Source organism: Leucothrix arctica, from assembly GCF_003172895.1.
In the GTDB taxonomy this organism is placed as follows: Bacteria; Pseudomonadota; Gammaproteobacteria; order Thiotrichales; family Thiotrichaceae; genus Leucothrix; species Leucothrix arctica.
In genome coordinates this window covers 1-18,980 of sequence record NZ_QGKL01000040.1, presented here as the reverse complement: position 1 = coordinate 18,980, position 18,980 = coordinate 1, and the positions used below count along the sequence as shown (strand labels likewise).

20 protein-coding genes and 1 other RNA gene are annotated in these 18,980 nt (G+C 43.0%); 9 read left to right on the top strand and 12 right to left on the bottom strand.

Annotation, left to right across the window (positions count from 1 at the left end):
- The first annotated feature begins 3 nt into the window (after positions 1-3).
- Positions 4-182: non-coding RNA, 6S RNA (gene ssrS / locus DKT75_RS16115), on the top strand.
- 11 nt (positions 183-193) lie between these two features.
- Here ssrS and DKT75_RS16110 read toward each other — a convergent pair.
- From DKT75_RS16110 to DKT75_RS21750, 7 genes are all read right to left on the bottom strand, one after another.
- Positions 194-565, bottom strand: coding sequence for a sirohydrochlorin chelatase (locus DKT75_RS16110; protein WP_109824632.1), 372 nt, complete (start codon positions 563-565; stop codon positions 194-196).
- A 3-nt stretch (positions 566-568) separates the two neighbouring features.
- On the bottom strand, positions 569-1,213 hold the full coding sequence (locus tag DKT75_RS16105) for a hypothetical protein (protein ID WP_109824630.1): 645 nt from the start codon (positions 1,211-1,213) through the stop codon (positions 569-571).
- 7 nt (positions 1,214-1,220) lie between these two features.
- Complete coding sequence (locus tag DKT75_RS16100; protein ID WP_109824628.1) at positions 1,221-1,970, bottom strand: type III pantothenate kinase; 750 nt, start codon at positions 1,968-1,970, stop codon at positions 1,221-1,223.
- Complete coding sequence (locus DKT75_RS16095; RefSeq protein ID WP_109824626.1) at positions 1,970-2,731, bottom strand: biotin--[acetyl-CoA-carboxylase] ligase; 762 nt, start codon at positions 2,729-2,731, stop codon at positions 1,970-1,972. The genes DKT75_RS16100 and DKT75_RS16095 overlap by 1 nt, the downstream gene beginning before the upstream one ends.
- A gap of 12 nt (positions 2,732-2,743) precedes the next feature.
- A complete protein-coding gene (locus DKT75_RS16090; protein WP_109824624.1) occupies positions 2,744-3,322 on the bottom strand; it encodes a redoxin domain-containing protein in 579 nt (192 codons plus the stop codon).
- A 159-nt stretch (positions 3,323-3,481) separates the two neighbouring features.
- Positions 3,482-5,275: an Ig-like domain-containing protein gene (locus tag DKT75_RS16085; protein WP_158278895.1), complete on the bottom strand. Its 1,794-nt coding sequence runs from the start codon at positions 5,273-5,275 to the stop codon at positions 3,482-3,484.
- 209 nt (positions 5,276-5,484) lie between these two features.
- Positions 5,485-5,958: an Ig-like domain-containing protein gene (locus tag DKT75_RS21750; protein WP_146201398.1), complete on the bottom strand. Its 474-nt coding sequence runs from the start codon at positions 5,956-5,958 to the stop codon at positions 5,485-5,487.
- Positions 5,959-6,291: 333 nt separating this feature from the next.
- On the opposite strand from DKT75_RS21750, the gene ileS reads away from it, so the two are divergent.
- Both ileS and lspA read left to right on the top strand, forming a co-directional pair.
- A complete protein-coding gene (ileS, locus tag DKT75_RS16080) occupies positions 6,292-9,063 on the top strand; it encodes an isoleucine--tRNA ligase (RefSeq protein WP_245923248.1) in 2,772 nt (923 codons plus the stop codon).
- The gene (gene lspA / locus DKT75_RS16075) at positions 9,056-9,556 is read left to right on the top strand and encodes a signal peptidase II (RefSeq protein WP_109824618.1); all 501 of its coding nucleotides are present in this window, start codon (positions 9,056-9,058) and stop codon (positions 9,554-9,556) included. The genes ileS and lspA overlap by 8 nt, the downstream gene beginning before the upstream one ends.
- Here the strand turns inward: lspA and DKT75_RS22530 are convergent.
- Positions 9,553-9,840 (bottom strand): YkgJ family cysteine cluster protein, encoded by a 288-nt coding sequence (locus DKT75_RS22530; protein ID WP_109824616.1) that lies wholly within the window; start codon positions 9,838-9,840, stop codon positions 9,553-9,555. The genes lspA and DKT75_RS22530 overlap by 4 nt on opposite strands.
- 130 nt (positions 9,841-9,970) lie before the next feature.
- Between DKT75_RS22530 and msrP the strand changes: the two genes are divergently transcribed.
- The 3 genes from msrP (at position 9,971) to DKT75_RS16055 (ending at position 12,864) form a co-directional block, all read left to right on the top strand.
- Positions 9,971-10,903 (top strand): protein-methionine-sulfoxide reductase catalytic subunit MsrP, encoded by a 933-nt coding sequence (gene msrP / locus DKT75_RS16065; protein WP_109824614.1) that lies wholly within the window; start codon positions 9,971-9,973, stop codon positions 10,901-10,903.
- An 11-nt stretch (positions 10,904-10,914) separates the two neighbouring features.
- The gene (locus tag DKT75_RS16060; protein ID WP_109824612.1) at positions 10,915-11,511 is read left to right on the top strand and encodes a protein-methionine-sulfoxide reductase heme-binding subunit MsrQ; all 597 of its coding nucleotides are present in this window, start codon (positions 10,915-10,917) and stop codon (positions 11,509-11,511) included.
- 72 nt (positions 11,512-11,583) lie between these two features.
- A complete protein-coding gene (locus tag DKT75_RS16055) occupies positions 11,584-12,864 on the top strand; it encodes an HlyD family secretion protein (RefSeq protein ID WP_109824610.1) in 1,281 nt (426 codons plus the stop codon).
- On the opposite strand, the gene DKT75_RS16050 is transcribed toward DKT75_RS16055, so the two are convergent.
- Both DKT75_RS16050 and DKT75_RS16045 read right to left on the bottom strand, forming a co-directional pair.
- Positions 12,861-14,291, bottom strand: a complete 1,431-nt coding sequence (locus tag DKT75_RS16050; RefSeq protein ID WP_109824607.1) for a tetratricopeptide repeat protein — start codon at positions 14,289-14,291, stop codon at positions 12,861-12,863. The two genes, DKT75_RS16055 and DKT75_RS16050, sit on opposite strands and share 4 nt — an antisense overlap.
- Positions 14,291-15,748: a hypothetical protein gene (locus DKT75_RS16045; RefSeq protein ID WP_109824605.1), complete on the bottom strand. Its 1,458-nt coding sequence runs from the start codon at positions 15,746-15,748 to the stop codon at positions 14,291-14,293. Before DKT75_RS16045 ends, DKT75_RS16050 begins: the two co-directional genes overlap by 1 nt.
- A gap of 458 nt (positions 15,749-16,206) precedes the next feature.
- Here DKT75_RS16045 and DKT75_RS16040 point away from each other — a divergent pair, with 458 nt between their 5' ends.
- The 3 genes from DKT75_RS16040 (at position 16,207) to gmk (ending at position 17,818) form a co-directional block, all read left to right on the top strand.
- Complete coding sequence (locus tag DKT75_RS16040; protein WP_109824603.1) at positions 16,207-16,584, top strand: SPOR domain-containing protein; 378 nt, start codon at positions 16,207-16,209, stop codon at positions 16,582-16,584.
- 3 nt (positions 16,585-16,587) lie between these two features.
- Positions 16,588-17,130 (top strand): pseudouridine synthase, encoded by a 543-nt coding sequence (locus tag DKT75_RS16035; RefSeq protein ID WP_109824601.1) that lies wholly within the window; start codon positions 16,588-16,590, stop codon positions 17,128-17,130.
- Positions 17,131-17,203: 73 nt separating this feature from the next.
- Positions 17,204-17,818: a guanylate kinase gene (gene gmk, locus DKT75_RS16030; RefSeq protein WP_109824599.1), complete on the top strand. Its 615-nt coding sequence runs from the start codon at positions 17,204-17,206 to the stop codon at positions 17,816-17,818.
- Between the two features lie 56 nt (positions 17,819-17,874).
- On the opposite strand, the gene mscL is transcribed toward gmk, so the two are convergent.
- Both mscL and DKT75_RS16020 read right to left on the bottom strand, forming a co-directional pair.
- Positions 17,875-18,249 (bottom strand): large-conductance mechanosensitive channel protein MscL, encoded by a 375-nt coding sequence (gene mscL, locus DKT75_RS16025; protein ID WP_109824597.1) that lies wholly within the window; start codon positions 18,247-18,249, stop codon positions 17,875-17,877.
- A 135-nt stretch (positions 18,250-18,384) separates the two neighbouring features.
- Positions 18,385-18,924, bottom strand: coding sequence for a DUF2058 family protein (locus DKT75_RS16020; RefSeq protein WP_109824595.1), 540 nt, complete (start codon positions 18,922-18,924; stop codon positions 18,385-18,387).
- Between the last annotated feature and the right edge of the window lie 56 nt (positions 18,925-18,980).

Genomic DNA, 18,980 nt, shown 5'->3' with positions numbered 1-18,980 from the left:
GGATGACTACTGTGTTGTTTGTCAGTATTCGGGTATCCCTTGAGCCTATTTATTTTGCCCGGGAATGAGTGTGGAGTAGCTGTGTGCATGACCGGTCTACGGTAAGCCTAATCCTACTCTCATGACTCCCACTTGAACCTCTGGTTCAAGGTCAATGTCTACAACGGCCGCTTGGTTTTCATCCTTATTTTTCTTAAGCTGTAGCGCCAGCACTCTGCAATATCAAGCTAACCATCCCATCTACCTCACCCAAGTGTGGCGTAACTGTAAAGTTAACCGATGGATATGTTGTTCTAGCGACGTCAATCAACTCTGGCAAATCATCAACTACATGTATTCCAGGTGCCAAAAAGTATGGCATTACGACAATATCTATTGAACCAGCATCCACTAAAATACTCACCCCATCTTCGATGGACGGTGTCGTTAACTCTAGAAATGCATGGGTAATTTCATCAAAGCCGGAACCAGCTAACTGATGACGAAGCTTAGTAACTAGCTGCTTTACAGCATCATTCGAAGACTCTCTACGACTACCATGTGCAACCAACAAAAGGGATTTCATTCTCTAGAACTCGCAAGCCTCGGGGATTTTTTGAATAACTGTTTTTTGATCTACAGACTGACTCCATTCCACAACGGGAACTGACTGACCAGAAGGCTCGTCATATCTAATCCAATAAACTAAAGCACGCTGACGCTGCTCAGTATATCGCGCGTCATAACCTAAATAGCGTACGTATTCGGCATGCCTTCTAGCTTTATCCAAATCATCAAATGTACCTAACGCAATGGCGTTTTTATAAGGCCCCGTTTCTATAACGGAGTAGTCCCTAATCTGGTGTTTTTTGATATCTGCAACAACGTCACCAGCCAGTGCTCGACTCGCGAGTTGCGGCAAAAAAACTAGATATTTATTAATTCGATCAGTCTGTTGACGACGAATGTTAACAGCATAACCTTCATCTGCTATCTTATTCGCCACTAATCGTGCGGTCTTTTCAACACTGTATGGCCCAACTGAGTAGCAAACGGTCCCTGCTTGCGGCCCTTGAGTAGCCAAGTTACCCGATGACTTCATACTCAGTAACGTAATCGTCGGTACATCCGGCTCTTTTATACGTGGGGGCTGATTAAACACCACACCAAAAAGATACACGCCTACAAAGTAGAGTATATTTAGTGCTAGCAGTGCAATAATCAAAATACGCATTATGAATTCAAATGTAGTGTACTAAACCTGTTAAAACCAAATGAGGCGACAGCGTAAACTCTAACTGAGAGTGACTCGCTACTAGTGCCGCATCCCCGCCGCAAATCACCAACTTAATTGATGTCTCTTTTGCCCCACTTTCAATAAAGTGTTGCTTCATTTTTGTACAGACACTATCAACCGCACCCACTAAACCATAAACGCTTCCACCACCGATAGCATCTGCCGTATTTTTGGCAAAAAGCGGGGGTGACTTAAGGTTGTTTTCTTTTAACTGACTGGTGCGCCCAATCAAGCTTTGCCCCCAAAGCTGTAGGCCGGGGAGAATAACACCTCCCTTAAACTCACCTTCTATAGTCAATCCATCAATAGTGACGGCTGTACCACAGTCCACAACAATACAATACTGCTTAGGGAATTGCTTGACAGCACCGACAAGCGCGACAAAACGATCACTTCCTAATGCGGTAGGATCGTCATAATTATTTTTAACACCATGAGCAACTTGAGATGACGAAGCCCAGACTAATCGAATCTTTTTGTCCGTACAATACTCTTTGATAGCCTGCTCAAATTTAGTACCGAGCACTGACACCAGCACTAAAGAGTCAACAGGCGACTTCGCCTCTAAATATGACACTAAGCAATCTAGCGGTTGCTTATCATCATAAGGCACACTAAAAACATCACCTAAAACAGATTCTGAAAATGTAGTCGCCTTCATTCGACTATTACCAGCATCTATCAGTAATATCATTACCAGCGCACCTTGCTTATTGTCGTACCAAAAGATTTCATCTCACCTGACTCTAAGCGGACTTGCAGCTGACCCGAGTCATCAACTCCTAATGCATCACCGACAAGCTTATTTTCACGATCTAAAAATGACACTTTACGATCTCGTATCAAGTCCCACTTCTGCCATTGCTGCTTAAGCTCACTCACTGACATTGATGCAAATGCGCTTAAACCAGCGTGTAGTTTATCCAGCAACCCAAGCAGTATATGGTTACGATCTACAGCTTGCCCCATCGCTTGATTCAAGCTTACCCAAGGTTGGTCGATACTATTGTCGTGCTGCATATTTACATTCAACCCAATACCAATAACGATCATTGACGCTAAGTTACTCGTTTCTAGTAATATCCCGCCCATTTTTTGCTGCTGCCAATAGATATCGTTAGGCCATTTTATGCCGTGCCCTGATAAACCAGCATCAGCAAGCGCCTCTGCAACAATGACACCCACCCATAAGCTCAGCAAAGAAAGATGTTCGGGCTGCCCATCAAACTGCCAACTTAAGGATAAATAGATATTTTCTGCATTTGGCGACTGCCATTGATGACCATGCCGACCACGACCAGCTGTTTGATGTTCTGCAAGGCAAACTACCTGACTTTCAGACTGGGACTTAACCCATGTACTAGTTGAGTCAATCGACTCAAAAACACTGATGTCAGACCAAGCATACTGCCCGTGACGCTTTAAAAAGTTTGCATCAATTTTGTTAACACTCATGAAATACCTTAGTTAACTGTCTGCCGACTTTGTTTCTGTGACACCAACACCAACACGCCCCAACCATTCATCAATATTCTGTGCGTACCATAGTCGAGCCTTGAGGCCCCAACCCGTCGTCACGCCTACCTCTTTAATGCGAATATTACCCTTGCCATCAATGATGTAACTCGCCGGCACAGCATTGACACTAAACAGCTCAGCTAAACGACCATCTTGGTCAGGAATAACATCCCAAGATTCTAACTTTCTAGCTTTGATATGCGCTTCAACATCAGACTTTTTTCCTGACTGGTAAGCAACCGTCAAGACTTGCCAATCCTTATTAAGCTCGGTAATGCTGTCTTCTGACATTTCACAAAACTTACACCACGTCGCCCAAAACGTTAGCAGTACAGGTTCGCCTCTATAATCTTTGAGGTTCACCAACTTTCCATCCATTAGTACAGCTTGGAAGTCGGGCGCCTTACCTGAAGGTAAGTCACGCTGAAACCAATAACGCACAGACAACACAATCGCTATAATTATAATAATTTCGGCCAATAGACGTAACCAGCTACGCTTACGCTTTTTTAATACTGTCTGCGACATTTACATTATCCTTTTTGAACAATTCAATAGCGTGGCCTCGAACCACTACTTTTCGCATATTAACATAGAAACATTTTTTTATGACGCACAAAAAAGCCGCTAGCTCCCTCGGATTACTCCAAGTTCACTAGCGGCCTATGCGCTAAGTTTTAGCTCATTTTACTCGAAAGTAATTGCAACTCTTCCTGAGCCATTCTTACCACGTCCATCATGAACGCCGTAATAAAACTCATCTGTACCAGTCGCTGTCGATAATGCAGTGTACTCAACCCAAACCAAATTACCGTTTGTGTCTTCAACCTTTACTGTTGAACCTTGGCCACCACTTGTTACTTCGTCCAAGATTAGCGTATCGCCATCAGCATCAGTGTCGTTATCAAGCACTCTGATAATAACTGTAGCACCTGGAGCAACGGTAACGAACTCACCCGTAATTACAGGGAAACTAAAGTTATCATCACTAGGGTCAGTAACACTTATCGTTGCTACTGCGCTATCCGTACCACCACGGCCATCAGAAATAGTGTAACTAAACGCGTCACTTTGTGGTGTAGCAGGTGGCGTGTAAAGAACAACACCGTTAACAAGTCGTACAGAACCAAATCGTGCGTCACCGACTTCAATCACACTCAATGCATCACCATCAGCATCTGTATCATTTGCCAATACATCTAGCGCAGCTTCTGATGCATTAACGATGCCTGATAGGCCATCTTCTACAGCATTCGGTGCATTGTTTGGACCCGTTTCAACAGCGACTACTTCAATTGTTACTTTTGCAGCGTTTGAACGACCATATGCGTCTGTAAATGCATACCAGAACTCATCTGTTCCAGTAAATCCAGTAGGCGCTGTATAAGTGAAGTTACTACCAGCGTCGTATACACGACCACCTTTCTGTGTGTACTCAAACAATTCAAGAACAGTTAGACCTGAACCTGTGTCATTTGCAAACACATCAAAAACATTGTCAGCAGAGTCTTGATTCACAGTGTAAGAATCAGAACCACCAGTAGGCCATGAACCTAGGTTAACTTCAGCATGCTCGACAACAACAGTTACCGGCGCTGCATTAGTACGTCCTAGGCTATCCGTGATTTGATACCAAAATACATCTTCACCCTTCGCTGATTCAGAAGGTGTGTAGAACAACTTGTTATCCACGATAGAAACAGTACTTCCTAGCGTTGAATATGCATTAACTTCAGTAATCTCTAGAGAAGTACCTGTATCGTTCCACAAAGGATCAATGGTGATTGCCTCACCAGAAGCCGTTGTTGCGCGATCGTCGCCAGCTGTAGGCCAAGGTGATGTTACTTCTGTAGCAGCAACAGTAATACTTAGCTCAGCACTCGTAATTTGACCTGCTGAATCTTTAATACCGTAGAAAAAACTAGTTGAACCAACAAAGTTTGCTGGTGGCGTGTAGACCACCTTGTTGTTGATGATAGCTGATGTACCTGTACCGAACGGCGCAGGAGAATCAACTTCTTCGATAAACAAACCGTTACCTGTGTCATTTGCCAATACATCAACAGTAATTGCTTGACCTGACGTTGTTTCAGCAAAGTCTGCAACCGCTTGTGGCACTGCAGTTGTTTCAGCAGAGACAGTCACAGTAATTGGCGCACTAGTGATGTTGCCATCTGCATCCTTAATACCGTACCAAAACTCTGTTGTACCAACGAATCCAGCGGGTGCAGTGTAAGTAATTCTGCTGCCTGTGAACGTAGTCGTACCCGTTCCATAAGGAGATGGGCTATTTACAGCTTCAATGAAAATACTGTCACCAGTATCGTTAGCAAGAGGCTGTACCGTAATACTTTGACCAGATACCGCAGTGTAAGCATCTGTATTAGCAACGGGAAAGTCCGCTGCTTGAATGGCGAAAGAGCCAAAGATTACAGGTAGTAGAGCACCAACCTGTAATGTTTTATTTATCGAGGGAATCATATTTTTTTTCCTATTACAATTTTTGAGAGGGAGTCTCATTTATTGTTTTAAACCCCAACAATCCGATGTCAGGAGATTTACTTTACCAGCAAGTTTACCGAGGCTATTATCTCAACCCCCTGATTGCACCTCTCACCCTTTTATCTGTTTTTTAAAACCAAACAACATTTCATCGACTAATAACAACCGCTTATATTTCACATACTCCTTTACCTATCACAGAGGCAAATATTAACTTTGGCCGAATGTCTACGACCATTTTCATCAACTACGGAATACCAAAAACTATCCCAACCCTTAAAGTTTCGCTTCGGCAAAAACACCACATGCCTTCCCTGCAAATAAACACGCCCACCTTTAGCAGATTGTTTGTTTACCTCCCTAATTTTCAAACGATTTCCAGAATCATTCGACAGCACGTTAATTCTCAACTTATTAGTGTGAGAAGGCACAGTGATCTGATCATTTAACGCTCTAGGATAGCGTGTTCTATATGAACTCATTGCCACATTTCTACGATTACGTCCAGCCACGGGTCGTGACATTGTCGACACGGATCGACTGCCAATTGAATTGTTTAAGGCGGACAGTGTTTTTGAATAACCAGTTGGTGCGTAAAACTGAACAGCTACCATCAAAATTATTGAAGCAAGCAATGAGCCTCTGAATAATAATGTAGACATGAATAATTCCTTTTATTTTGATTATGTCGCGTTAATTGCGTGATACTTGTTAAAGCTATCTAGAAATAGTCACTATTCCTAACGCGTTCATCTACATAGTTTGACAAGTTGTAGGTCACTCCGTGTCACCGCCCATCGCAAAAAACCGACCTTTAGCTGTGTAATGGACGAAAAATAATCAGCAATATACTCATTCAATGAATAGATATCGGTTTTTGGCCCAAAACTTGATATTCTCCATCGTTCAGAAAAAGATCATTCAGGTATCCGACGGTGACAAAAAGTACAAGCGACTATAAAGCAACGCTAAATCTTCCAAAAACGGACTTTCCTATGCGAGGAAACTTAGCGAAGCGCGAGCCCGTAATGTTAGAGACGTGGATTAATGATGGCCTGTATAAACGTGTTCGTGAACACGCTGCAGGACGTCCAAAGTACACGTTGCATGATGGCCCTCCATACGCAAATGGAGACCTACATATTGGTCACGCTGTTAACAAGATCCTGAAAGACATTATTACGAAAAGTAAGAACCTTGCTGGCTTCGATGCTGCCTTTGTTCCAGGTTGGGATTGCCATGGACTTCCGATCGAGCAGAAGGTTGAAGAGAAAGTTGGAAAGGTTGGCGTAAAAGTTGACGCTAAGAAATTCCGTCAGTTGTGCCGTGAGTTTGCTCAAACGCAAATCGATGGTCAGCGAGAAGACTTTAAACGCATGGGTGTTAATGGTGATTGGGACGAGCCTTATCTAACCAAAAACTTCGACACGGAAGCGAATATCGTTCGCTCACTCGCAAAAATCATTGCTAAAGGTCATTTACTGAAAGGTAAAAAGCCAGTGAACTGGTGTCTTGACTGCGGATCATCACTCGCTGAAGCAGAAGTTGAGTACGAGGAAAAAACCTCACCAACGGTTGATGTGAAGTATGACGTTGTCGATACGGCAGCCGTTGCTGCTAAGTTTGGCATTGATACACCCGAGAGCATTTCTGCGGTTATCTGGACAACAACGCCTTGGACACTGCCTGCAAGTATGGCGATTACGGTTCACCCTGACTTTACTTATAATCTAGTAAAGACAGCGCGTGGCTACCTAATCCTTGAGCCAACGCTTCAAGAGTCATCGTTGGCTCGCTTTGGCATCGAAGAGTCAGAAGTTGTTGGTAGCTGTCTTGGACAAGACTTAGAGCATGTATTAGTTAAGCACCCATTTTATGAGCGTGAGCTTCCGTTCATCTGTGGTGACCATGTGACTACTGAAGGTGGAACGGGTGCTGTTCATACTGCGCCTGCTCACGGTACTGACGATTATATCGTTGGTCAAAAGTATGACTTGGAAGTTTATAACCCAGTGGGTAATGACGGTAAGTATTTATCGGATACGCCACTGCTTGCTGGCCTTGATGTTTACCAGGGAAACAAAGCAATCATTGAGTTATTGACCGAAAATGGTCAACTGCTTAATACAACGAAAATTCGTCACAGTTACCCTCATTGCTGGAGACATAAAACACCTATCATCTTCCGTGCGACACCTCAGTGGTTTATCAGCATGGAAAAAGAAGGCTTACGCGAGAAAACATTAGCGGCCATCAAAGACGTTGAGTGGATCCCTAGCTGGGGTGAAGATCGCATCTTTAAGATGATCGAGACTCGTCCAGACTGGTGTATCTCTCGCCAGCGTTTTTGGGGTGTGCCGATTTCACTATTTACTCACAAAGAAACTCAAGAGCTTCACCCTGACACGTTAGCTATCATGGAAAAAGTAGCTCAAGGCATGGAAAAGGAAGGGCTTGAGTATTGGCATAGTGTCGACGCTGCTGAGCTTATCGGTGATGACGCTGAGCACTATGAAAAGGCAATGGACACGCTAGATGTATGGTTTGACTCAGGTACGACGCACGAGTCAGTACTGCGCCAACGTGAAGAACTAAACTTCCCTGCTGATATGTACCTTGAAGGTTCTGATCAGCATCGTGGTTGGTTCCAGTCGTCACTATTGACGTCTATGGCAATGAATGACGAACCGCCTTACAAGAATGTACTTACCCATGGCTTCACTGTTGACGCTAAAGGTAAGAAAATGTCTAAGTCGATTGGTAATACCGTTGCTCCGCAAAAGGTTATCAATAAGTTAGGCGCGGACATTCTTCGCTTATGGGTTTCGTCTTCTGACTATAGCCGTGAAATCACAGTATCTGATGAGATCATCACACGTACTGCGGATGCTTATCGTCGTATTCGTAACACGTCACGCTACTTGCTTTCTAACTTGAATGATTTCAATCCTGATACCGACATGTTGGCCGCTGAAGATATGCTGCCGCTAGATCGCTGGGCTGTCGCTAAGACGAAAGATGTACAAAAGCGTATTGCTGATGCTTATGAAAATATGCAGTTCCACTTGGCTTACCAAGAGATGCTGCACTTCTGCTCTATCGAAATGGGCAGTCTATTCCTAGACATCACTAAAGATCGTCAGTACACGATGAAGGCTGATTCAATTGCTCGTCGCTCAGCACAGAGCGCGGCATACTTGATCCTTCATGCGCTTGTGCGTTGGATGACACCTATCCTTACGTTTACAGCAGAAGAACTATGGCAACAAATGCCTCATGACGCTGAAGATCAAAAGTTAGAGTACGCACAGCTAACGACATGGTCAGACAAGTTATTCCCAATGACTGATAATGAGTTATTGAGCAATGAACAGTGGAGCAATATTTTCAAAGTACGTGAAGCTGTTAGTAAACAGCTTGAAATTTTGCGTAACGAAAAGCTTATCGGCTCTTCTCTTGATGCAGCTGTCACTGTATACACTTCAGGCGATACGTTTGCCGCATTAAACAAATTAGACAATGAACTACGTTTTGTACTGATCACCTCAAGTGCTGAAGTCGTTGAAGCGACAACAGCGCCAGAAGGCTCTTTACCTGCAGCAGAACTTAGCGACACTTGGATTACGGCAACTAAATCAGGCGGCGAAAAGTGTGCTCGTTGCTGGCACCACCAGACAGATTTAGGCACAGACCCTGAACACCCAGAGCTATGTGGTCGCTGTGCTGAAAATGTCGTTGGAGAGGGTGAGGTTCGTCACTATGCTTAAGTGGGTATGGATTTCGATTGTCACCGTTATTCTAGACCAGCTAACAAAGTGGATGGCTGTTGCCAACCTTGATGAAGGTGTTCGAAATGCTGTTTTTGATCACCTAAACTTTACGCTCGCCTATAACTATGGCGCAGCGTTTAGTTTTCTTGGTAATCAAGGCGGCTGGCAGCGATGGCTTTTTGTGGGCCTATCATTTGTTGTTAGTGGCTACATTATTCATTGGTTACGCAAGCTTGAGCGTACTGAGAAAGGAACAGCTATCGCACTCGCGCTTGTATTAGGGGGTGCTTTAGGTAACGGTATCGACCGTTTAATTAGCGGCCGAGTCACTGATTTTATTGATATGTATGTCGACCTTGACGTATTCTTTTTGAATAATGGTCATTTTGCGATCTTCAATATTGCGGATATTGCAATCACGATTGGGGCAATACTTTTGGTCGTCATTAGCTTTTTCCCAGAGGCAGAAAAAGAGACAACTGATGCCTAATTTCGCGGTATAGCTTTACCGATATTATCGGGACTAATAGTGGAGAATGAATAGCTGCATTCGTTCTCCACTAGTTTTAACTGTGAAGGCGTCCTAGGGAACTTTCGGCAATTTGGTGGTCGAATCTTATAGATAGAGCATCGAGACAAGCCAGATTCATCTTCCGTTAAAAACGTACACCTAACGGGTAAATGACAGCAAGCACCACAACCATTGCATTCGCCAATACGATCTTTTTGGACAGGTAGAATAGATGTTATGGTACGAATTAATTTAGAAGACATATACACACTTTTGTTTAAGAATAATTATAAAAATGACTTAAGCCTGAGTAAATCAATGTGCAGTATAATCCGCTAAAAGTGGCTTAGCCACTACTTACAATACGTATTATCGCTGTACTCGGGGGACACAATGGACTTTGATAAAAATCCCGGAATTAGTGAAAATGATATCACTGATTACGAAACATACAAAAAACGTCGCACATTTATGAAAACGGCGGCAGGCCTTGGCATTGTCGCAAGCACTGGCTTGGCAATGAAATCATTCAGTGGAGATGCGAAAGCAAAGACGTCAAACTATTCCACGACTGAAAAAACTACTTCCTATAAGTCGATAACTTCATATTGTAATTACTATGAGTTTGGCACTAGCAAGCGCGACCCTGCTAAACACGCTCACAGCCTAGTCACGTCTCCTTGGACGGTAGATGTCGATGGCGAATGTGACAACCCAGGCACTTACGACCTTGAAGACCTACTAAAGCCTGTATCAATCGAAGAGCGAATTTATCGTTTTCGTTGCGTTGAAGGCTGGTCGATGGTGATCCCTTGGATGGGCTTCCCGCTTGCAGACTTGATCAAGCGTATGCAGCCAAACTCAAAAGCAAAATACGTTCGCTTTGAAACCCTTTATGATCCAGATAACATGCCGGGACAACGTACAGACTCCCTATCATGGCCTTATGTCGAAGGCTTGAGAATGGATGAAGCAATGAACCCGTTAACACTGTTATCCACGGGGCTATATGGCAAAGACCTGCTCAATCAAAATGGTGCACCACTACGACTCGTTGTACCGTGGAAGTATGGGTTTAAAAGCATCAAGAGCATCGCTAGAATTAGCTTTACTGAACTGCAGCCATTGAACTCCTGGCAGCTATCAAGCTCATCAGAGTATGGTTTTTATTCCAATGTAAACCCTGATGTCCCACATCAGCGCTGGAGCCAAGCGAAAGAGCGTCGTGTAGGTGAGTTTACTAAGCGTAAAACACAATTATTTAATGGCTATGAAAAAGAGGTCGCTGAACTGTATACAGGCATGGACCTTAAACGTTTCTTTTAACGGATTCTATTTTGCACATTAGATCGGCACTGTTTAATAACACGATTAAACCAATATTCTTTGTATTGTTGCTACTCCCTACGCTGTTACTTATTAAAGGCATCTCTTTTGATACCTTAGGCGCCAACTCGCCCGAATATGTCTTTCATAGTTTAGGCGAGTGGGCGCTCAGAATATTACTACTGACACTATTGCTATCACCCTTGCGTAGAGCGTTGAGATGGCCACAGTTATTACAACTACGACGTATGTTTGGTCTATTCACCTTTTATTACGCCAGCCTACACAGTCTATTTTACCTCTGGTTTGAGCAAAGCCTAGACTGGCTCGCCATCTATAGTGATATTTGGGATAGACCTTTCATAACTGCCGGAGTATTGGCTTTTCTCTGTATATTCCCACTTGCCATAACATCTACAAAGAATATGATGCGACAAATGGGCAGACGATGGAAGCTCCTTCACCTGCTCGTTTATCCTGCAGTCATCTTTAGCGTGATACACTTTTGGTGGCTGGTAAAAGCTGACATCACTGAACCACTCGTTTACGCTGGATTGATGGCGGTGCTCTTTGCAGAAAGAGCTTGGGGAAAATTAGAACGACGCTAAAACGATGATGGTTTCATAACTGAACCACTTGCACCCGCTACAAAATAATAATAACAAGCAATGGCATACTTTATGAAGAATTATATCCTCATCACTATCCCCCTGATCGCGGTACTTGGGCTGTCCGCTTGTAGTACGCAATCAACGAACTCTAATCAGACGAAGATAGTTAAAAGCATACCTAAAGTTATACCTCAAGCTTCAAATCAAGTGACGAGTAATAACAATAACTATGCTCTCTCAAATGCTGCCCGTAATCAACAAATTGCAAACCAGCAACGTCAAATCGCCTTACAAAAACAGAAAGAAAAAGAAAACCAACAGGCACGACTCGCTTACAATCAAACTTGGCAAAACCAACAGGCTGCACAAAAGCGTAATGCACAAAGCCAAGCGAACAACAATAGACTAGCTGCTCAGCGCCAAGCACAGGCAAAAATAACACAAAGTCGCGCCCGTAATGCATGGCAACAACAACAGGCGACTCAGAAGCAGCAACTTGCCCAAATACAGCGCCAACAGCAAAAACAGCAGCAATTAGCGATGCTACAGCAACGTCAGCAACAACAGCGCTATCAACAACCACCAGAGTCGACCCAAGGTAGTGCTGGTATTAGCGGCTTAACTGATAGCGAAATCCGCTCGATCGGTGACAAAATATTCAAAAATGAAAGTGGCGGCAATATCGCCAACCTTGTTCATTGGAATAATGGCGAAAACTTCGCATCAATGGGGATAGGACATTTCACATGGTACCCTGCTGGCAGACGCGCTCGCTTTGGTAACACGTTCCCGGGTCTCCTAGATCACCTCAAGGCAAACGGTGTTCAACTACCTGTTTGGGTCCAACAAGCACGTTATTCTGGTGCACCTTGGCGTACAAAAAATGAACTAGGTAGCGCCAAACACTCAAGACAGGTAAAGGAGCTTCAAAATCTGCTTTACCAAACCAGATATATACAGGCAACTTACATCTTTGACCGCGCTAAACGTGCGATGCCGAGAGTTGTTAAAGCGACCCCGACACATCTTAAAGGACTTGTTGGACAAAACCTAAATGCAGTGGCTAACACTCGCGGTGGTTGGTATGCGCTAATCGACTACGTCAACTTCAAAGGTGAAGGGTTAAGTCGTAACGGCGGCTATAAAGGACAAAACTGGGGCTTACTTCAAGTGCTAGAAAATATGCGCCCTAGCCAACCAGGTCAACAAGCATTGAATAACTTTGCTGACTCTGCAACGGCTATATTACAACGCCGCGTTAGAAACTCTGACCCTCGTCGCAACGAAGCTAAGTGGATGCGTGGATGGACAATTCGTATCAATACGTACCGTCACCCGTTTGTTATCTAGGGCTGTAACAGTGCCGGTTTAACTGCCCGCCAGCAGTATTCCAATAAATCGGGGTGACTTTTTAGCGCCCCGATATCACTCCACTGCTCAGTACTTAAGCCTAACTTCATCCCCATTTGGAGCACCTTTTGCGGGTCCTCTTGATCTAGATGGTATAAAAACTCTGGTAGCAAATAATAGCCAGGTAACGCATGGCTATCGCCGAAGTCTTTATTACACTCATTTATCACGCTAATCCCCTTCTCTCTTTCTCCCATGAAGAAAAGTACACCTCCATAAAAAAAACCCCAACAGGTGTTATAAGGGTTTAACCTAACACCTGTTTCTAAGTACACTTTTGCATCCTTATATTTTCCAGCCATGAAACAATACACGCCCAACAAGACAGTAAAAAAATCATAAGTAGGATGCTCCCCTACTATTTTTAGCAAGCGCTCGCACCGCTCATCTAAGCTCTCATCCATAAGCCCAAAATTGAATACTAAATCATAGAAAGCCAAATGCGAGTAACCAGCATAGGCAATATAATCTTGAGGATATTTTCGTAGCCTTATATTAAGAAAATCGAGATAATTCTTGGCTAACTTAGCACTTGGTTTTTTTACCAACCCTATCAGGTAAGCCCATGACCTCTGCTGACTAGGTAGACTATCTAGCCCTTCCTGCGTTGTAAAATTAGACCAATGTTGACCTAGCAAGCCAAAAGAGTCAGCCACCAAAGAGCGCACTAAATTTTTATAGAAAACCTCAAGCGACTCAGTCCGATTATTAGCTGAAACCAACGTCGAATTACTCCAGAGAATTTCCTGACTAATTCGATGAATTAAAACACTACTAACTAAGCATCCACCTTGTCTATCATCAACCACTTCCACTCTAAGCACATAGTCGTGCTGCTTTTCAGCTAAAAAATGGATAGAGCCTTTTTGTGCCACTTGATGCTTAGGTAGGTGCTCCACCATTAATTCCAAATGATGAAAACATGAGAGGCGATCTGACAACGTATGCCTGATCTTTGACATTAATGTCAACGTCGATTTTGAAGCATGTTTTGGCGCTTGGCATACAAGCAATAAGCCAATCCCTGACGTTAGCGTATTATCCTCATTTCGAGAGAATCGAATACGATAGGAACCTTTGGGCAAAGACATGCGATAAGGTAACGTTTGCTGGCTGTCTTCATAAAAAGCGTCTAACAGTTTTCTTAGACGAACAGCTTCAATACGAACAATAGGATCTTGAGATGGAATAAAGTCACTGGTCCTACCGAGACACTCTATTGCTATTTCTTTTTGCTGGAGCGCTGTTTCATTATTATCATACGAGTGTTTAATCAAGTATTTCAACAGACGCTGCATTTGAGGCTTGCTACGAAATCCGTGACTTTCTAATAACTGAGCTTCAGTTGCAACTAACAGCTCATCCATCATTTTACCTGCGACAAGTGCTGTGAAACATCTTTCCTAAATTGCTGTCGACCCCCATTCGATTCATATTTAGCAGGAAGTTTCATATAACCCAAACACTGGAGAATCGTTGGCAAAAAGTACCCCTTGCCTAAAACTTCTAATAACGTTGTTGCTAGCGCATGATCTTCATCTAACACCGCACGTAAATAAAGCATCACTGAATATAGCTTTGGATAAACACCTGCTTGACTACATAACGCTTCTAATTCATTCAAACCTTCATCTAAACCTGACATTAAACAATTTAAGATTAGAGAGTGAAATCTAAATGAAAATGTAGCCAAAGGCTTTTCGAGACAAAAGCTTAGCTCAATCTCAGCCATCTGATACTCTTTAGAAAAGAACATCATAAACGCTAAAACTAAATGCAATTTTGTACAAGAAGGGTTAGTTCGAAGTGCAGTACGGACTTGCAAAAGACCGTCAACCACAGGGTCTGCAACAATATTGCTGCCCCTCATCACTATTCGACAATATAACTCAGACAGTGCGGCATTAATTACATTGTTATCCGAGTCTTCACTTTGCGCTTTGTAAATAGAGAAAAATGCGACCTCTAGGTCTGCATCCGACTCCTTCAATAGGTATCGTTGATAATTAACTAATGCCTGAACTCGAAGCGAGTGATTACTATCTGGATGACTACGCAGACTCACCCACTCTGCCCATAACAAACCGATCTCGCGATCCAGTAAGCCTGTACCCCATAGACTAATAAGTCTATTTAAGTCCTGAGTATCATAATGCTTAGGGAGATCTACTTTCTCTTCAAACAAAACGGTGCCGCTGCTTTTGGTCACTACAAAATAAAACAGTTGATAACCACTACTGGTATGACCAACAGATACACGCACAATGAAGTCAATATTGCTTTTAACATTTCCTTCTTCATCCGGCAGTGCGACAACGAGCCTGACACCTTGTAACTTACCAATATGGACAGTCAGACCAATTCTAATTTGGTGGCGCAATAGGTACAATTCAGAACACTCTTCAGCGTCCGTTTCAAACTGCAATAAAAGCGATAAACTTTCTGGTTTTGCAGGAGAAATCACCAGTGAGGGGATGAAGTTTTCACTTTCGTGCCCAGCCTGCTGGGTAACGACTGGACGGTATTGCCCGAGTGGAATGGTAATGACTAACTGCCTAGTTGAGTCTTCACTGTAAAAATGGTTAAGTAACTTTCTCAGTCGCCCTATTTCAATACGAACAACGGGATTTTCTGCTGGATCAAACTCATCTCCACGTCCTAAACACTCAACAGCTATCGCTCTTTGATCGTAGGAGGAGTCACTTGCGTCAATGGCATGATCAACCAAATAACTCAGCAAACGCTGTATTTGTGGTTTATTTCTAAATGAATAGGATGCCAACAAGTAGTCCAATTCCTTAGATATTTTATCTTTATCGATCATCAATGATGGGACTTATTAGCTCGGGGGAGTAATGCCACAGTACGCGCACATGATAAGAAAAACATCTTAAAAATCATTAACGCTGACTGTTATTAACAAGCCATATATTACTGACATACGTCTGTAAGTACAATCCGCGTTATCTTGTTTAGTCAACGTTATACCACAAGCGTTGCTACGTATTAAAATCAGCCAGATTACTAGTAAAATACCTTGCTAACTTACTCTAGCCTTAACAGGGACGTACTATGGGTCTTGAGATGTAATCTCGGGGACCAGCGGAATTTACTTAGCCTCCAAGGGCACTACGAGCGCCAAAGTAAATAACGCTACTTTTAGGGTCGAGAATTAAGCGTAAGCTTTTTTGCTCGACCTTTTTTAAAATTCTGGTGATACACTTAAAGTTGGGCAGGAAGCCCATACCCGATGCCCCGTTATTGTTTATAAGGACGCACCCAATGACCCCCCTACAGACTTCCAGCTTACTGGTGTTATTTTTTCTCGCACCAGTAATAACTCAAGCTAACACCATAGCATCTAACGAAGCCGATACAAACTTTCACCGAGCCGTCATTACTAGCTCAGTTAAACAGCACTTCGTACAATTTTTTTCTACTCTCAGCGCGACCAAAGCTGAAGGCATGAAGAATACACTGCTCAAACAAGGCTTCCCCGCTTTTATCAATATTCATTCACAACAAAGAAAACCATACTACCAAGTACAAATTGGCCCTTTTTTGTCGTTAGATACTGCTCAACAGGCTAGAATGAGCGTGATACATCGCTACCCTCAGTTCAGCTTCCTAAGTTCAGCCATCCTAAAAAGTACTCGGTAATATATGTCACAGCTAATTTTATTCAATAAACCTTATGGCGTTTTATCTCAGTTCACTGCTGAAGATAGCATTAGAACATTAGCTGATTATATTGACGTACCTGGTTGCTACCCTGCCGGACGATTGGACAAAGATAGCGAAGGTTTGATGGCGCTAACCGATGACGGAAAACTTCAGCATCGCATAGCAAACCCTACACAAAAAATGTCAAAGTGCTACTGGGTCCAAGTCGAAGGCGAACCCAATGAGGCCGCTCTTCAACAACTCAGAGTTGGACTCATGTTAAAAGATGGCATGACAAAGCCAGCAAAAGCCCAAGTAATGGATGCACCCAGTATTCTTTGGGACAGAGATCCACCTGTTAGAGTGCGCAAAACAGTACCCGATCACTGGCTAGAAATTACAATATCTGAAGGTCGCAATCGCCAAGTTCGTCGAATGACAGCCGCAGTTGGCCTACCTACTTTGCGTCTTATTCGTTACCGAATCGGCTCATGGACTATCGATGGTCTTGATAATGGTCAGTGGCGCAGCGAAAAGATATAAGCAATACCCCTATCTCCCACTCCGTTATATACTGGTTTCTTTAAATATCGACTAGCGCTGCTAGGAAATCTTAATGACACTTGGAACACTTTATATCGTTTCTGCACCTTCAGGTGCTGGGAAAACAAGTCTTATCACCGCAATGTTAGAAACAGTCAAAGGCATTAAAGTCTCTGTTTCACATACGACTCGCCCTATGCGCGAAGGTGAGGTAGACGGGCAACATTATCACTTTGTCGATAAAGAAGCCTTTGAAAAGGACATAGAAAAGAGTCTTTTTCTAGAGCATGCTGACGTGTTTGGTAATTACTACGGCACATCCCACACCGCTGTTAACGATCAGTTATCACAAGGTATTGATGTAATTTTAGAAATAGACTGGCAGGGGGCACAACAAATTAGGCAGCTTGCGCCAAATACGCGCAGCATTTTCGTACTGCCACCATCAATTAGTGAGCTAGAGAATCGTCTAACAAAACGCAATCAAGACGCGGCGGATGTTATTGCCAAGCGTGTCGCTCAGGCTAAAGAAGATGTGACTCATTATAATGAGTACGACCACGTCATTATCAACAAAGACTTTGATACGGCTTTGACAGAGTTAAAAAGTATTTTTATTAGCCCGAGAACCCAGCGTGAAAAGCTTGAAAAGCGTGAACCAGATATGCTTAAGCAACTAATGAGCTAGTCACAAAAAGCACGCATAGGTTAATGCATTGAAGTAATAACCTATGCGTTTATAACTTATTTCTTCAACAAGTCACGGATCTCGCCAAGTAGATCTTCGCTAGATGGACCAGCTGGCTCTTCTTCTTTCTTAGGCATCGCCTTAATGATCATGAAGATAACAAAAGCAACGATTAAGAAATCGATAACTGTTTGTGCAAATGTACCGTAGTTGATTGCAACTGCTGGAACGTCACCTGCAGCTTCCTGAATGACATAAGACAGATTTGAGAAATCAACGCCGCCCATTAAAACACCGATTGGAGGCATGATTACGTCTGCAACTAATGATGAAACTACTTTACCAACAGCAACGCCAATAATAATACCTGTAGCCATATCTACAAGATTGCCTTTCATTGCAAAATCTTTAAATTCTTTGAGCATACCCATGAGTGCCTTACCTATTTATTACGTTATTTATTCCCAGAATCTCGCGCACACCTTTAAGCTATTTTTTTAAAAGTAGTGAGGTGCTATTTCTGGGTTATTTTGTCTATTATTACAATGAACAACGGTAGGTTGCTTTTACTCAGACTCAGGTTCAAAAAGAATTACAATTCTTGAAGACTCGATCGCTTTAATTTGATCACCCACTTCCGGAGAGATCAGGCAACGCTTTTCGCCAAGGAATGCGATAGCCAATTTACCGGCTGATAACAAGTCTTGCTGTGCTTCTGTGACGAACAGATATTTCACTGAACTGCCCACTACGAAGTTGTATCTAATATCTGCGGCTTCATCGTTTTGCATGTTGTCTCGAATCAGTGCACCAATTTTGGCCCTGTTCAACTTACGAATTCTTGCCGCTTCTTTACGCGCTTTATCTTGCTCTGCTTGCTCTGCTTTTTCTGTGGACTCTCTTTCTTTGTAAAAAAGCTCAAGATCTGACAACTCTTTCTTTTTAGCGGGCACTGCAGGCTTCTTAGTCTGAGGCTTCGACTTATTGTGCTTATTAGTAGGCTTGTGGTGTTTTTTACCACTTGGCTTAGGCTTAGTTTCAGATTGTTTAACCTGTTCTTCAGTAACTAAACCTGCTTTTAATAGTTGATCCCGTATCGAACTCATCTTAAATTAAACGCTCTTATTACATTGAAAATAAAGAATATTCTTAAGCAATAACG

Bases quoted from the DNA above. Each gene is read 5' to 3' on its own strand.
- DKT75_RS16110 (WP_109824632.1), bottom strand. From the start codon at position 565: ATGAAATCCCTTTTGTTGGTTGCACATGGTAGTCGTAGAGAGTCTTCG.
- DKT75_RS16105 (WP_109824630.1), bottom strand. From the start codon at position 1,213: ATGCGTATTTTGATTATTGCACTGCTAGCACTAAATATACTCTACTTT.
- DKT75_RS16100 (WP_109824628.1), bottom strand. From the start codon at position 1,970: ATGATATTACTGATAGATGCTGGTAATAGTCGAATGAAGGCGACTACA.
- DKT75_RS16095 (WP_109824626.1), bottom strand. From the start codon at position 2,731: ATGAGTGTTAACAAAATTGATGCAAACTTTTTAAAGCGTCACGGGCAG.
- DKT75_RS16090 (WP_109824624.1), bottom strand. From the start codon at position 3,322: ATGTCGCAGACAGTATTAAAAAAGCGTAAGCGTAGCTGGTTACGTCTA.
- DKT75_RS16085 (WP_158278895.1), bottom strand. From the start codon at position 5,275: ATGATTCCCTCGATAAATAAAACATTACAGGTTGGTGCTCTACTACCT.
- DKT75_RS21750 (WP_146201398.1), bottom strand. From the start codon at position 5,958: ATGTCTACATTATTATTCAGAGGCTCATTGCTTGCTTCAATAATTTTG.
- ileS (WP_245923248.1), top strand. From the start codon at position 6,292: ATGCGAGGAAACTTAGCGAAGCGCGAGCCCGTAATGTTAGAGACGTGG.
- lspA (WP_109824618.1), top strand. From the start codon at position 9,056: ATGCTTAAGTGGGTATGGATTTCGATTGTCACCGTTATTCTAGACCAG.
- DKT75_RS22530 (WP_109824616.1), bottom strand. From the start codon at position 9,840: ATGTCTTCTAAATTAATTCGTACCATAACATCTATTCTACCTGTCCAA.
- msrP (WP_109824614.1), top strand. From the start codon at position 9,971: ATGGACTTTGATAAAAATCCCGGAATTAGTGAAAATGATATCACTGAT.
- DKT75_RS16055 (WP_109824610.1), top strand. From the start codon at position 11,584: ATGAAGAATTATATCCTCATCACTATCCCCCTGATCGCGGTACTTGGG.
- DKT75_RS16050 (WP_109824607.1), bottom strand. From the start codon at position 14,291: ATGGATGAGCTGTTAGTTGCAACTGAAGCTCAGTTATTAGAAAGTCAC.
- DKT75_RS16045 (WP_109824605.1), bottom strand. From the start codon at position 15,748: ATGATCGATAAAGATAAAATATCTAAGGAATTGGACTACTTGTTGGCA.
- DKT75_RS16040 (WP_109824603.1), top strand. From the start codon at position 16,207: ATGACCCCCCTACAGACTTCCAGCTTACTGGTGTTATTTTTTCTCGCA.
- DKT75_RS16035 (WP_109824601.1), top strand. From the start codon at position 16,588: ATGTCACAGCTAATTTTATTCAATAAACCTTATGGCGTTTTATCTCAG.
- gmk (WP_109824599.1), top strand. From the start codon at position 17,204: ATGACACTTGGAACACTTTATATCGTTTCTGCACCTTCAGGTGCTGGG.
- mscL (WP_109824597.1), bottom strand. From the start codon at position 18,249: ATGGGTATGCTCAAAGAATTTAAAGATTTTGCAATGAAAGGCAATCTT.
- DKT75_RS16020 (WP_109824595.1), bottom strand. From the start codon at position 18,924: ATGAGTTCGATACGGGATCAACTATTAAAAGCAGGTTTAGTTACTGAA.